Origin of the sequence: Paenibacillus sp. MMS20-IR301 (genome assembly GCF_032302195.1) — a bacterium.
Lineage (GTDB): Bacteria > Bacillota > Bacilli > Paenibacillales > Paenibacillaceae > Paenibacillus_AQ.
Map to the genome: position 1 here is coordinate 5,809,261 of NZ_CP135275.1, position 13,424 is coordinate 5,822,684.

The following is a 13,424-nucleotide window of genomic DNA, read 5'->3' on the forward strand; positions in this document are numbered from 1 at the left end:
CTTCGACCATTACGCTTCTTCGCCCTGTGCCATGTCTTCCATGGACAAGTACAGAACCGAGGCCGTCTGCCGCCCTACTGCGGCATGCATCGAGCGTCTTACGCCCGGAATCCAGATGATATTGCCCAAACCATCACAAACGAGGGGAATCACGGAGCGTTCGGAAGAAGGTATTTTGTCATCAATGTAAATATCTTTTACCTTTTTGCTTCCGTTTAATCCCATAACCCTTATGGTATCTCCAGGCAATCGGGAACGGATGGTCAGTGGTAAGACAAGCTCATCGCTGTCAAACCAGGCCGACATCTTCCCGGAGTCCTCCTCCTGTGCATTTAATTCTTCTCTCTCCAGCACCTTCATCGTCATAACCTTTCCTATCTCCGTAAGCTTAATCCGGGGATGAGACAAAGACAGCGGGTATGTATAGCTTACCTGCCGGAGCAAGGGCCTAAGCGAGAAAAGAATGGTATCATATTGCCGGGTGCAGACATAGCCGCCGCCAAGGTCTAAAGTCCATACGGTGGGGTGTTCCTGTAGTGTTCCCCGGCGTATAGCCTCAATCTTGGAAAAATCCATGGCCGGTGAGTCCGCCGACAGATAATTTAATATTAGTTTAATCAAACGCCGTTGTAAAGCGGACGGTATAGCCGCAAATGAAGCTCTATTCAAGGTGTATTTTCCATGCCCTGTGAAAACAAGCTCATCAAAGCATTTTGCCGCATTCGCCTCCATATATTCATCTTCCGCACCAGCTATTTCAGACAGCTGCAGGAGGGATTGCTTCACCCGCGGGTTATGCTGTTCCAGCATTGGCAGCACTTCAAGCCTGACGGCATTACGCTTGTAGTGGGTCAACAGATTCGTCGCATCCTCTGCGTAAGCAAACCCCTCGCTTTGGCATAAGCCGACAAGAGCTGTTTTGTTAATACGCAGGAAGGGACGGATCAGTTCCACCTTTTTTTCAGTCCGTTTCCAGCGCATTCCCGCAAGTCCCGAAGGCCCGCTTCCGCGCAGCAGCCGCATCAGCACCGTCTCCGCCTGATCATCGGCATGATGAGCCAGTGCAACTGAACGCGCATTGTAGCGGTGTGCCGTTTCAATCAGAAACTCATAACGCTTCTCCCGCGCAGCCCCCTCCGGGCCAAGCCCCCGCTCCTTCACAATGGAAGGGATGTCGAACTCGGCAAGCGCGAAAGGGATATCCAGCTCAGCAGCCAGGCTCCGGACAAACTCTGCCTCAGCAGCCGATTCCGCTCTGAAGCCATGATTCACATGAGCACAAATCAAACTTAACGGCATCCGGGTCAAAGCGATCTCGCGCAGAATACGCAAAAGAGCCACAGAGTCCGGCCCCCCGGAAACTGCGACTACAATGGTGTCGTGGGGTGACCACAGCTCATGCTCGGCCGCGGCCTCCATTACGGATTCAACCAGTTCTTTCATACGCTCCATAGTACGGCGTCCTTTCTTGCAATCAACCGCATGCATCCCCTGCTCCGGCATTCAATTGTCCAGTGATTATGTATATGATCAAAAACGGAATACCCAGTAAATTGTAAAAGCAAGCAAAAAGAGCGATACCGCAAATGCATTTTTCAGCCAGCGCGGTGTTGCCATTGTCTCTTGTCCCTTGTTGCGGGTCCTGTAAATATGAACGCTCCAGGCCTCCGCTGCCTGTGCGGAACCGGGAAAGCCGCCTTTAAGCGCCAGACACAGCCAGGAGGACAGTTTCTTGTCGGGCAGATTCCTGGCCAGCCGGATCAGCTCTTCTACACTTCTGGTCTGGGGCAGCTGCTGTGCAGCGGATTTCAGCCCTTCTTCATTCAAGAGACGCAGGCATAATACGGCAAAAGCAAACAGATCATAGCTCTCGTCCCCCATCCGGCTGCCTGCATTCCAGAATCCGCGGTCATGCCATTCGGTGAACTGCTTAACGCTGCGTCCCTTGGGACTTGCACCGCCGTAATCAATCAGTTCAGCTTCCCCGTAGGCCGATACCATAACATTCTCCGGCTTCAAATCGCCAAAAACAAAACCGCACTCATGCAGGGTCTGCAGCTTCTCCAGAATTCTCATGCCCACTAACCCCAGCCAGGATGCGCCATTCTGCGAGAGGAAATGATGCAGCGGCTTCCCCTCCACATAGCGCATCACATAGAATGGCGTATGTTCACCGTCCTTGAAATCATCCGATTCCAGCAGGTATGAGGATAGCGGAGACTCTTTGCGGGCCCGGTATTCACTGCGCTTGCGGCAGGATTGCAGGGAGGTCAGCACGTTGATCTCCGATTGCAGCTCCAGCGTATCGTATCCGATCTTGAGCGCATAGCGCTCCCGCCGTCCTTCCCGCTCCACCAGATATACGGTTCCGTTTGCCCCTTTTCCCAGCATCCGCTCTACGACATAACGGTTCCCCCGCCATTTGCCGGTAATTACGGTGCCTGCCGGATAGGGTGGATTAGACGACATACCCACCAATCATCCCTTCTCTTGCCTCTTCATCCCCAGCTCTAGCATATTCACGATGTTCATCCAGTTTATCATAACGATAATGTTCCAGCACCTTGAAAATAGCCGGTCCGGTCGGCGTAGCCCCGCGCATCTTCAATTTGGAAAAGAGCGAGCGGACCTCCGACACATTCCGGGTCCAGTCCATATCAAGCATCGCATCCTCGCTACTTGAACGTCCGGGAAAATGGAATACGGCAAGCTCACTCTTCCCTTCCCGCGCCTCCAGGCTGAGCGCCAGATCACGGATGGCATCCTCCACCGCACCCAGCTTAGGCTTCATGCTTGCACTTGCATCAATTAAGAGTGCAATGCGCAGCGGCGATGTCTCCGTGAGTTCATCAACAACGGTAACGATCTGCGAGCGCTGCGCAGGCGGCAGCTCAGCAAGCGACCCATCGCCGAGAATTTTGTGTACCTCTTTATTAACCGCCTGCTGAATCGTCTGAACCACCGTCTTGCGCGTCATCATCTGAATCGTCTGCGCCAGCTGCGGCGTGCCGACAATCCGGCTGAGTCCGCCTCCCGCCTTGGCAATATCAGCGATCTCCCGGCTGCCCAGCTCCCCGATGGTTCCATAATCCACTACGCCGACGACATTCACCGTGATGCCCTCCTGCCGGGCATGCGCCGCGGCCAGCACCGGACTTTCCCCCACATTCGAACAGCCGTCAGTAATGAGCAGAATCTGTTTCATATCCGTTCACTCCCCCCTTGTCTTATCTAGTACTAGCATATCCAAGGTAGAGAGATTTCAAACAGTCACTGCGGGAACTTTTGGGCTTGCGGCCGCTGTCGTTCATTACTCTCTTATATAGAAGATAAAGAAAAGACCAGTGTCAGGTAAATGATAGGTTACCTAACTAACTGTACGCGGCCGCTCCATCCGACCCACTCCGGACATATGCAGACTCGACCATTCAGGATGATAGTGATCGACTCGGCTGACAACAATAGTCATATCATCATGAATCTCATTACCCTGATAGCGGATTACCTTATCCAGCAGGCTGTCGGCCATATCCTGCGGATCGTCGCCTTCCAGCTCCTGGATCAGACGCTTCATCCATATCTCCTTATTAACGGCATATCCGGGCGCATCGTAAATACCATCGGTCATCATTATTAGAATATCTCCCGGGCGGAGCTGCATCGTAACCAGATCCACCTCGATATCTTTAATGATGCCAATCGGCAGATTGCTGGCAGTGACCGGTATCACCTCGCTGCCCCGCCGGATGAAGCTGGGGGCGGAGGCGATTTTCATAAAGATGGTCTGGGCAGAATACTGGTCAATCAGCGCCATATCCACGGTGGCATAGAATTCATCCGGCGAACGCAGAAGCAGAATCGAATTGACGGATTTAACCGCCAGCTTCTCATCCATTCCTGACTGCAGCAGCTTCTCGAGCATGGACAGCGCAGCACTGCTCTCCATCCGGGCCCGCTCGCCGTTGCCCATTCCATCACTGATAGATACGGCAAAGGTGCCGTTCCCGAGCTCCACTGTGCTATGGCTGTCACCGGACAGCAGGTCGCCGCCTTTGGCAGCGCCAGCTACACCGGTGTTGATCTCGTAGGCTTTAGCCGAACCGAAGGTCACCATCGACAAGCCCTCACGCGGGTGCACCGCAGTCTCGCTTACCACGGCAATATTCTCCTCCAGAATATCCGAGAGCAGCGGGGCAATCATTTTGCGGCACTCGTCGAAGCCCCGTGTATAGGCATGCACCACTTCAATTTCCACCCGTCCGGGGTCAAGGCTCAGAATCTCAATGCTGTGTATGGACAGGCCCAGCTTCTCCAGCGCCTCGCGGATCTGGGCCTCCTGACGGTACATCGCCTGGCCTTCCCGTTTAATTTCCTTCGCCAGATCCTCCATGACCTGTGAGACACCGGACAGCTGCTCGGCAACAAATTGCCGGCTGTCGTATATTTGCCGTTTCCAGCGCATATCATGCTGATAGAGTTCGTACTGCCCCTTTACAACCTCCAGCATTTCGCTCGTCCTGCCGCAGATCCGGTTCCATTCCGGGGGCAGCTGGGCAGCGGTAATCTCCGGGCATTCCTCCACCGTAGTCATCATATCGGTCATATACCGGTAGGTCTGATAGAACTTGGCATCCCAGCAGTGGGTACGCCGGATGCACCCGGCACAAGCCCCTTCAGTTACCGTATTCATGAAATCCTGCATCTCACGGTCGCTTTTACCTGCTTCCCCGGCACGGGGGATTTGTCCAAAGCTGCTCGAGAGCTGCTGGAATACCTGGGAGAACTGGGTTACCCGGTCAGCTGTAATATCCCGCACTCTGCGGGCATATTCATGTTGAGAGCGGCTGTGGTCGGGCGTACCCGGCACATATTTGGCAATGGCAGAGATAATGCCCTTAGGTGTTAGAAGAAACAACACTACCGCTGCACAGGTCTCCCAGGTTGAGTTCATCACATCACCCGGACCCATGAAATATACAGAAAGTATAGTTGAACCCAGCAGCATCCCGATTGATACCGCCCCCTTGCGCCCGGACTGCATCATGCCCGCCAGCATGCCGGAGAAGGCCAGCAGGCTCATCTGATAGATGGCGCCGATATCCGCCAGACTGAGAATCAGGCCGGTGACCACACCTACAGCAGCCCCGAGCGGAGCGCCCCCCGCCAGCGCAAAGAGCAGAATCAGGAACCTGGACAGGATATGCTCAAGGGAGAGCCCGCCTGCCGTCCAGCCGACCAGACCGGTCATGACCGAGGCCAGCAAAATAATGAGGCAAAGGATCTCCTCATTGCGGAGCGCCCTGCTTTTCTGCTTAAAGGTGAATAAAGGAAGCGCCTGCAGAAATACAAGCGTCAGCACAAATCCTAGCATTGCATCAATCGTCGCCATCATCAGGGGGTACCAGGCCAGGGAAGGCCCAATCACGATCTGGAACAATCCGACCATAAAAGAAGAAACAAAGACCATTAACGGCGCATAGGAGAGATCCACCCGCTGGAAGCTCTCCAGCCCTTTATAAATCAGGTAAAAGATAATTAATTCGGCTGCAACTACAATCGCCCCGGGAAACGGTGTGAAGAGACTGCCCAGCAGAATTGCTGCCGCTACAGGCAAAACAGAGTCACGGCGCATAAATACAATGACGGCAAAGTATGCGGCTGCAAAAGGAGTCAGCTCGTCCAATATCATGGCACGGCCCAGTAAAAAGCCCATAAGACTCAGCAGGAGCATCCATTTCTTAACAGCTATGAACTGAACTGCCGGCTGCTTCATGCCCCACGCCTTCAAGCGTGCCCCTACAGCTTCCCTCTGGCTCTTGTCATTGCTTCCTGCTCTTGTCCACTCCGGCAAATTGACCACATTGCTTTTACTCATTCCTCTGCACCACCCGTTTAAGAATTTATGGTTCTCATTATATAGCGGGGATCTTATGAAAGTTTGTCAGAAACAGAGAGCGGGCTGTAAAAATATTCCGACAAAAAAGCCTGTCCCGACATTTTGCGGAAAAGCGGCAGAAATCCTTGCGGGGCAAAAGATTGCTCCCTTACAGGGCTTATAAAGCTGCGGAGCGCTGCCGCAGGCCGTGCGTGCATTCGTCAGCGATTGCCCTAAAGTTATGTGAGAATGCCTTGGATGCTGTCGGCAATTTATTACGGGCCGACAAAAAATAGCGGCGCCAGTTCAAGTCCGCCGGTAATACTGCATGGAAAAACAAAAAAGCCCCGCATAATGGGGCTTTAGCTCAAGTCTTATATTTACAAAAAAACCGCGAAGGGCGTAACGCCCCTGGCGGTTATTTATGATGTGCAAACTCAGATTATACGCGCTTGGCTCCACGGCCGCCGCGCTTTCCTTCTGTGTTCTTCTTGATCGAAGATATCCGTTCTTCGCTATCTTTCAGGAAGCGTGACATTTTATCCTCGAATGAAGGTTTACCGGCTGCAGGCTTGAATGGACGCCCACCCCGTTCACGATTGAATCCACCGCCGCCTCCGCCACTGCCGCCACCACCGCCGAAACGGTCTCCACCGCTTGGACGTTCAGGTCTTGGAGCTCTGGGGGGACGTACTTCCGATGCCGGCTTATCAACGGCCTGCTTAATGGAAAGTCCGATCTTGCCGTCCTTGTCAACATTGATCACCTTGACGGTTACTACATCCGCAATCTTCAAATGATCGTTAACATCCTTGACGTAGTTATCGGCGATCTCCGAGATGTGAACGAGACCTGTGACACCTCCTGACAGATCCACAAATGCTCCGAAATGCGTGATGCCTGTCACCTTGCCCTCTAACTTGGTGCCCACTTCAATTGCCATAGAATAAAATGATCCTCCCTTAAAAATATACAGACGAATATTAAGTCCATCCTGTCTGCGGTGATTTGATTATACAGTAAAGAACAAAGCAAGGCAACAGAGTGAAAGCCTCTTTTAACCTGCTTTTATTGCTCTGTTTGCTCCGTCCGGATAGGCAGTTCGCCCTCCGGATACATATTATACCATTTACGCGCCAATTGTCCGATATACTCATCGTCATTCAGCCGCGAGACTTCATATTTCAGCTGATTAAGCGAGGCAGTGACGCTCTCGTTGCTCTCCTTCTTCTTGGCAAGCTGTTCGCTCTTCTCAGCGATTGCCGCGCTCTGGGCAAAGAAAGTATATCCGGCCCAGCCGAAGAATAAGCCTACTACAAGAAACCAGATCAATCTTCTCCGCTTCGCGCCAGCGGCTACAGCTTTGTTGTTAGTACTCTTCTCTTCCGCAGAGAATCTGTTCATCGAAGCCTACCCCCAGTTCAAGATCAGCGTTTCCGCCGCCCTGATATCCATCCGGTGATTCTCACGATCCAGGCGCTTTGACAGAGCCGGTAATAATACGGTGAGATCCACTTTACAGGAAGTACCCAGATTGGCTTGGTTAGACGCAGAAGCAGCTTCAGAATAAAGAGCAGGACCCGGCCGAGCAGCAGCAGCGTCCCCTTAAAGAGGCGCCAGAGCCAGCGGAGCGGCCAGCCGATCACGATCTCCATGAATCTCCACAGCAGCCTGCACGTATACTGAACCGACTGAATTAACATTACCACAAATCGCCGGACCGTAACACTGAAGATCAAAAAATAGATCCATACGCCTAGAAAGAGTCCCAGAAAGACATAAAACCTCAATTGTCCCTGATTTCCGGCATAAAGCATGCGAAAGACAAACAGGGCAGATCCGATCCAATACAGCAGATCCAGCAGCGCATTCAGCCATTTGGGAAAGCTCAGCTTCAGCGACAGCACCCGGTAGCTGTCATAGGCCAGTCCCATGGCCACGCCGGCCAGTATCATATAGAACAGGGTGGTCCACTGGACTGCAGGATTCATTTAAACAGCTTGCGGAGAATTCCTTTATTTTTGCCCTGCGTACCGGGATCAAGATAAATCAGGGAATGCACATTGCCCTCAAGTGACAGCAAACCATTCTCCAGGCTTAAGTTTTTGATATGTAAATGATTGCCGCGGATGGTGAGATGGCCGAGTTCCGTACGGAGCAGAAACTCTTCGCTGTCAAAGCTCTCCACATTCTGCACGCCGGTCAGTTCAAGCTGCTTGCGGCTGTGCATATGCAGATCATGCTGTTTATTGACTTTGGCTGGTTCGATCATAGCATGTACCCCTCCTTCATGCTTCTACTCTATGATCGAAGGACAGGCGATAGAACAGGTTGCTCTTGTCAGAGCTTTCTTAATTTTTATTAATTCCTGTATGTAAAAAGCGCAGCCCCACCGGAGTGAGACTGCGCTTTCTGTTACTGTCTGATGCCAAAAGATCTGCTGCCTACCAGTCGAGTCCGGTGCTCTTCACAACAGGCTCTTCACGGAGCAGCGAATACATTCCGGCTGCTTCATCCTTACGGGTGGTTTCCACCAGCTTTTCAATTCTGACGGTCACAAGCTTTTGCCCGAATTGAACGGTAATCTCGTCACCGATCTTTACCGTGCTGCTCGGTTTGGCTTCCCGTCCGTTGATCAGTACCCGGCCTTGCTCGGACACATCCTTGGCCACTGTGCGGCGTTTGATCAGACGGGAGACCTTCAGGAATTTATCCAGACGCATTAGTTAACGGCTTCTTTAAGCTTGTTACCTGCCTTGAAGGCCGGTACAGTGGACTCAGGAATTTCAATAGGTGTGCCCGATTGCGGGTTACGGCCGGTGCGGCCGGAACGTTTGCGGGTTTCAAAAGTACCGAAGCCGATCAGCTGTACTTTATCTCCGCTTGCCAGAGCTTCTGTAATTTCGCCCAGAACCCCGTTCAGTACAGTTTCTACATCTTTTTTGGATAGTCCGCTTTTCTCGGAAATGTTGTTTACCAGATCTGTCTTGTTCATAATTTAAAGTTCCTCCCAGGATACAAAAAATAAATGAAAATCGGCTTTGCTGGCAAATCATGCCACAAATCGTCATTTCGTCTTTATCATATTCTTGATGCTGCCCCCAAATCCTGCCGGTATCCGCCGATTTTTTTGAAAAAGTAACATCTGACGGAATATCAGGGGCTTATAGCACTATAACATTATAAACCTCTCTTTGCACTTCAAATCAGAGAGCTTATGGCTATATTGTCAGCATTGCCGTTTCTGCGGTGCTATATACGGTGCGGATACGGAAGAGTTACACTACGCATTCAGCCGCTATATGAATCTTTCTATTACTTCCGCTCCTCTGCCTTGGCTTCCTGCCAGAGGCCCTCCATCTCTTCCAGACTGCTGTCCTGAACGCTGGTACCCCGCTCGAGCAGGCGCTGCTCAATATACTGGAACCGGCTGACAAATTTGCGGTTGGTGCGGGTCAGTGCTTCCTCCGGATCTGCGCCGATGAAACGGGCTATATTGGTTGCCGCGAACAACAGGTCCCCAAGCTCCAGCATCTGCTCCTCCGGGGACAGCCCGCTGTCAATGGCTTCCTGCAGCTCGTCAACCTCCTCACGGATTTTGGCCAGCACATCCTTGGTATTGTCCCAGTCGAATCCGACCTTGGAGGCTTTTTTCTGCAGCTTGTAGGCCTTCATCAGCGCCGGCAGATCGCGGGGAACCCCGCTGAGCGCGGACAGGCTTTCAGGCTTCACGCCCTTGCGCCGCTTCTCTTCAGCCTTCATTCCGTCCCAGTTCTGCAGCGCCTCCTCGGCATTTCCGGCAGACCGGTCACCGAATACATGCGGGTGGCGGAAGATCAGCTTCTCGTTCAGCCCCTCAATCACATCATACACGCTGAAGGTGCCGAGCTCCTCTTCCATCTGGGCATGCAGCATAATCTGCAGCAGCAGATCACCCAGCTCCTCCTTCATATGATCGGGATCATCCTCATCAATCGTTTCCAGCACCTCATAAGTCTCTTCGATCAGGTTCTTGCGCAGCGACTCATGCGTCTGCTCCCTATCCCACGGACAGCCCCCCGGGCTCCGCAGAATATCGACAATCTCATGCAGCCGGGCAAAGGTGCGCTTGCGCGCATCCTCCGCCCGGTTGAGCGGGACGTATACCAGTGACAGGTTCCCGTAGCCGTCCTGGCGGTCCAGCTCATACAGCGGTATACGGAGAATCTGCTCCTCCCCCTCTACCCCAAGCGCGTGGCCGACAACGACTTCATACTCCGGCGGATACAGCTCCATCAGACAAAGCTTGGTCTCCGAGGCGGTGAAGGTGTCGTAGACCTGTCCAATCAGCGTATGCAGCTCCGGCTGCAGCTGGGAAGCACGGATGCCGGAAGCATCCAGCAGCTGGAAGCCCTCAATCGGATCGAAGCCAAGGCGGACGAAGGCCTCATCGAGGAAGCTTTCACCGCCGAGAATATTCAGCTCAATCCCCTCCTCCGGGCAGCGCTGCCGCAGCAGAGAGACCGCGGACTCCGCCACCATCGGATGCCCCGGTACCGCATATACAATCTCCGTGCCTGACGAGGCGGCCTTAGCCTCCGCAATCAGGCCCGCTGTAATCGCTTCGTAGACCTCAGGGAAAGAATCCTTGGATTCGTACAGGCTGTCGAAAGACCTGGAGGAAATCGCAAGCTCCGCCAGTGCAGCCATGACAGGATGCTCTGCAGTCCGTATATATACGGCAGAGGCCGCCTGCAGTTTCTTGATGATACCCAGCGTCAGCCGGTCCGGATTACCGGAGCCCAGACCGACTACCGTTAATGTTGCACTCATGCCTGTCCACTCCTTCGGGGCGGCCGCTCACTGCTGGTACAGGCGGCCGCTCTATGTACTTGGTTCACGTATTAATAGCTTAAGGGAACAGGCCCAGCTTCTTCAGCTTGTCTGCCAGCCGCGGGCCGAAGCCCGGAAGCTGGCGCAGCTCTTCCTCGCTGAGCAGCCGCAGCGCCACTGCGCCGAGTGCGAAGACGGCGCAGCCTGCGAGCACGCCGAGCAGGCTCTGCGCCAGGGCAGCGGTCCGCCCGCCGCCGAAGCCGGCCGCGTCCGCCGCTTTGGCCGCCGCGAGGCTCACCGCCGCGGCGGCCAGCCCGAGGCCCGCGAGCAGCGCCGCGGGCTTCAGCAGGGCATCTGCGAAGCGCAGCCGCAGATAGCCCTGCCGGTACAGCAGCAGCACGTTCAGCGCTGCTGCGAAGAGATGTGCGGCCACGCCGGCGATGGCCGCACCGGTAATGCCCTGCTGCGGGACCAGCAGCAGGTTCAGGGCCGCCTTAAGCGCAGCGGCGGCCAGGAGGCTCAGCGCCGGCGCGCGCACGGCGCCAAGGCCCTGCAGCAGCGCAGCCGAGATGATGCTGACCGTGCCGCCGGCGGCGGTGAAGGCCAGCCAGGTCATCGCGCCGCTGCCGGCGGCGTCCCCGTACAGAGCCGTGTTGACCGGCTCTGCCAGCACAGCCAGGCCTACGGACGCGGCCAGTCCGAGCAGCCAGAACCAGCGCAGCGACAGCGTGATGCGTGTGCGGATCAAGGCGTCGTCCCGCTGGTACTTCGCCTCGGCCAGCGCCGGAATGAATACAACAGAAAGCGAGGTCGCCAGCATCGTTACGATCTGCACCAGCGGCAGCCCGCGGTTGTAGATGCCGAACTGGGCCATTGCCGCTGTCCCGCTGCTGCCGCTTCCCGCCAGCAGGCGGGGAACCGTGAACACATCCACAAGGCCGATCAGCGGCACTGCCAGCGCGCCCAGCATGACCGGAAGCCCGTAAGCCAGCAGCCGGCGGGCATTCACGCCGCGCTCCGTGCCTGCCCCCGGAGAGGCAGCTAGTCCCCTGGCTGAATCCATAATTCCGGGATCCGGCAGCCCGCTCCGCCGGTGGCTGCGCCAGTACAGCAGCATGACCAGCAGCCCGGCCAAACCGCCTCCGGCCGGACCAAGCAGCGCGCCTGCAGCAATGCCGGCGGGATCTGCACCGCCGGCGGTCAAATACAGCAGCAGCGCAATCATCACGGCTACGCGTACTGACTGCTCCACCACCTGGGACACCGCCGTCGGCATCATATTATGCAGCCCCTGGAAGTACCCGCGCAGTGCTGCCATCAGCGGCACGACTGCCAGCCCCCAGGCGCTGCTGCGCAGCGCGGGAGTGACATGGGAGCTGCCGACCCATACCGCTATGAATGGAGCACCGGTGTAGACCAGAACACCGAGCAGCAGGCCGCTGAGCGCTGTAATGCCCGCAGACAGCCGCAGCACCTGCTGTCCCTTCTGTACATCCCGGGCTGCCGCAGCTTCTGCCACGAACCGCGAGATCGCCGCAGGCAGTCCCAGCATCGCCACCGTCACCAGTATCGTATACAGCGGGTAGACTGTATTGTAGATGCCGAATGCCGCATCGCCGCCGAGATTCTGCAGCGGAATCTTTTGCAGCGTGCCAATCAGCTTGGAGAATATCGCTGCTGCACTAAGGATAAATGCCCCCTGCAGCAGCTTAGAGCCTTCAGTGTTTAACTTCATGATATACCTGCTTCTACAGCGTGACTGCCATAATATAGAACGTGAGCTTAAGAATGTTACATGCAACACTTCATTCCTAAGCTCATCTTAATATAATCAATTTCTTTATTATAGCGCAAAGACGCAGGGAAGGGGAAATAGCCGCGCCGCTGTCACCGTTAAACCGTCCCATTACATAACAAAGCCCCGCTTTCTCTGGCGGTATCCTCCAAAGAAAAAGCGGGGCTTCTTGCAGCAACTGCTGCTATTGCTCCATTTGTTTGCCCAGGAAAGCAGCGGCCGTTTCGGCCATCTTGACTTCCATCTGACCCATTTTTACCGAATCATCCTTATTCAGCAGGACTACGCAGCCGATAGGATCTCCTCCGGAGATGATCGGTGCGGCTACATAACTGGATAACAGCTCAGTGTGCTCTTTGCCGATATCATAGCTGCCGCCACTCGTCTCAAGTGCTGTTTTCCGGTTCTCCATTACCTTCTCCAGCAGCATCCCTACCGGCTTTTCCAGATAATCCTTCTTCGATCCGCCGGCAAGGGCAATGAAGGTGTCCCTGTCTGTAATCATGGTAATATGCCCAGTTCCTTCAAACAGCGATTCGGCGTATTCTTTAGCGAAATCGCCGAGTTCACCAATCGGGGAATACTTTTTCAGTATAACTTCACCGTCACGGTCGACAAAGATTTCCAAAGGGTCGCCCTCACGGATTCGCAAGGTGCGTCTGATCTCTTTAGGGATAACAACTCGTCCAAGGTCATCAATACGGCGTACAATTCCAGTAGCTTTCATTTCACATGTTGCCCCGCTTTCTTAAGAAGTATGGTCCAACTACTGTCCATTATGGGAATGGTTAATCCCAGTGATTTATCGTAATATCTGACCATAGTATTCATCTCTTCCCAGTTCCTTATACATCCGCCAGCCTGCTTAAAATAGTTCAGGCAAAATCAGAATAGTTCAGCCGGCATCAATCCAGTTATGTTCTTAATTTGGCATTTCTATAC

13 protein-coding genes are annotated in these 13,424 nt (G+C 54.3%); all 13 read right to left on the reverse strand.

Features of this window, described 5'->3' with window-relative positions:
• Nucleotides 1–9: 9 nt before the first annotated feature.
• The gene (gene tilS, locus LOS79_RS24810; RefSeq protein ID WP_315413117.1) at nucleotides 10–1,452 is read right to left on the reverse strand and encodes a tRNA lysidine(34) synthetase TilS; all 1,443 of its coding nucleotides are present in this window, start codon (nucleotides 1,450–1,452) and stop codon (nucleotides 10–12) included.
• Between the two features lie 78 nt (nucleotides 1,453–1,530).
• The gene (locus tag LOS79_RS24815) at nucleotides 1,531–2,469 is read right to left on the reverse strand and encodes a serine/threonine protein kinase (protein ID WP_397386688.1); all 939 of its coding nucleotides are present in this window, start codon (nucleotides 2,467–2,469) and stop codon (nucleotides 1,531–1,533) included.
• On the reverse strand, nucleotides 2,459–3,205 hold the full coding sequence (locus LOS79_RS24820; RefSeq protein ID WP_315413121.1) for a vWA domain-containing protein: 747 nt from the start codon (nucleotides 3,203–3,205) through the stop codon (nucleotides 2,459–2,461). The genes LOS79_RS24815 and LOS79_RS24820 overlap by 11 nt, the downstream gene beginning before the upstream one ends.
• A gap of 162 nt (nucleotides 3,206–3,367) precedes the next feature.
• Complete coding sequence (gene spoIIE, locus LOS79_RS24825; protein WP_315413122.1) at nucleotides 3,368–5,875, reverse strand: stage II sporulation protein E; 2,508 nt, start codon at nucleotides 5,873–5,875, stop codon at nucleotides 3,368–3,370.
• A 442-nt stretch (nucleotides 5,876–6,317) separates the two neighbouring features.
• Nucleotides 6,318–6,818 (reverse strand): S1 domain-containing RNA-binding protein, encoded by a 501-nt coding sequence (locus tag LOS79_RS24830; RefSeq protein WP_036696437.1) that lies wholly within the window; start codon nucleotides 6,816–6,818, stop codon nucleotides 6,318–6,320.
• Between the two features lie 125 nt (nucleotides 6,819–6,943).
• The gene (locus LOS79_RS24835; RefSeq protein WP_315413124.1) at nucleotides 6,944–7,279 is read right to left on the reverse strand and encodes an FtsB family cell division protein; all 336 of its coding nucleotides are present in this window, start codon (nucleotides 7,277–7,279) and stop codon (nucleotides 6,944–6,946) included.
• A 23-nt stretch (nucleotides 7,280–7,302) separates the two neighbouring features.
• A complete protein-coding gene (gene yabQ / locus LOS79_RS24840; RefSeq protein WP_315413126.1) occupies nucleotides 7,303–7,866 on the reverse strand; it encodes a spore cortex biosynthesis protein YabQ in 564 nt (187 codons plus the stop codon).
• Nucleotides 7,863–8,147, reverse strand: a complete 285-nt coding sequence (gene yabP / locus LOS79_RS24845) for a sporulation protein YabP (protein WP_315413127.1) — start codon at nucleotides 8,145–8,147, stop codon at nucleotides 7,863–7,865. Before yabP ends, yabQ begins: the two co-directional genes overlap by 4 nt.
• Nucleotides 8,148–8,319: 172 nt before the next feature.
• Nucleotides 8,320–8,598, reverse strand: a complete 279-nt coding sequence (locus LOS79_RS24850) for an RNA-binding S4 domain-containing protein (RefSeq protein WP_315413128.1) — start codon at nucleotides 8,596–8,598, stop codon at nucleotides 8,320–8,322.
• Nucleotides 8,598–8,870 carry an HU family DNA-binding protein gene (locus tag LOS79_RS24855; RefSeq protein ID WP_315413129.1) on the reverse strand — a complete coding sequence of 91 codons (273 nt, stop codon included), beginning with the start codon at nucleotides 8,868–8,870 and terminating at the stop codon, nucleotides 8,598–8,600. Before LOS79_RS24855 ends, LOS79_RS24850 begins: the two co-directional genes overlap by 1 nt.
• A gap of 320 nt (nucleotides 8,871–9,190) precedes the next feature.
• Nucleotides 9,191–10,687 carry a bifunctional methyltransferase/pyrophosphohydrolase YabN gene (gene mazG / locus LOS79_RS24860; protein ID WP_315413131.1) on the reverse strand — a complete coding sequence of 499 codons (1,497 nt, stop codon included), beginning with the start codon at nucleotides 10,685–10,687 and terminating at the stop codon, nucleotides 9,191–9,193.
• Between the two features lie 79 nt (nucleotides 10,688–10,766).
• A complete protein-coding gene (locus LOS79_RS24865) occupies nucleotides 10,767–12,422 on the reverse strand; it encodes a putative polysaccharide biosynthesis protein (RefSeq protein WP_315413133.1) in 1,656 nt (551 codons plus the stop codon).
• Nucleotides 12,423–12,666: 244 nt separating this feature from the next.
• A complete protein-coding gene (spoVT, locus tag LOS79_RS24870; RefSeq protein ID WP_315413135.1) occupies nucleotides 12,667–13,209 on the reverse strand; it encodes a stage V sporulation protein T in 543 nt (180 codons plus the stop codon).
• Nucleotides 13,210–13,424 lie beyond the last annotated feature (215 nt).

Bases quoted from the DNA above. Each gene is read 5' to 3' on its own strand.
- tilS (WP_315413117.1), bottom strand. From the start codon at position 1,452: ATGGAGCGTATGAAAGAACTGGTTGAATCCGTAATGGAGGCCGCGGCC.
- LOS79_RS24815 (WP_397386688.1), bottom strand. From the start codon at position 2,469: ATGTCGTCTAATCCACCCTATCCGGCAGGCACCGTAATTACCGGCAAA.
- LOS79_RS24820 (WP_315413121.1), bottom strand. From the start codon at position 3,205: ATGAAACAGATTCTGCTCATTACTGACGGCTGTTCGAATGTGGGGGAA.
- spoIIE (WP_315413122.1), bottom strand. From the start codon at position 5,875: ATGAGTAAAAGCAATGTGGTCAATTTGCCGGAGTGGACAAGAGCAGGA.
- LOS79_RS24830 (WP_036696437.1), bottom strand. From the start codon at position 6,818: ATGGCAATTGAAGTGGGCACCAAGTTAGAGGGCAAGGTGACAGGCATC.
- LOS79_RS24835 (WP_315413124.1), bottom strand. From the start codon at position 7,279: ATGAACAGATTCTCTGCGGAAGAGAAGAGTACTAACAACAAAGCTGTA.
- yabQ (WP_315413126.1), bottom strand. From the start codon at position 7,866: ATGAATCCTGCAGTCCAGTGGACCACCCTGTTCTATATGATACTGGCC.
- yabP (WP_315413127.1), bottom strand. From the start codon at position 8,147: ATGATCGAACCAGCCAAAGTCAATAAACAGCATGATCTGCATATGCAC.
- LOS79_RS24850 (WP_315413128.1), bottom strand. From the start codon at position 8,598: ATGCGTCTGGATAAATTCCTGAAGGTCTCCCGTCTGATCAAACGCCGC.
- LOS79_RS24855 (WP_315413129.1), bottom strand. From the start codon at position 8,870: ATGAACAAGACAGATCTGGTAAACAACATTTCCGAGAAAAGCGGACTA.
- mazG (WP_315413131.1), bottom strand. From the start codon at position 10,687: ATGAGTGCAACATTAACGGTAGTCGGTCTGGGCTCCGGTAATCCGGAC.
- LOS79_RS24865 (WP_315413133.1), bottom strand. From the start codon at position 12,422: ATGAAGTTAAACACTGAAGGCTCTAAGCTGCTGCAGGGGGCATTTATC.
- spoVT (WP_315413135.1), bottom strand. From the start codon at position 13,209: ATGAAAGCTACTGGAATTGTACGCCGTATTGATGACCTTGGACGAGTT.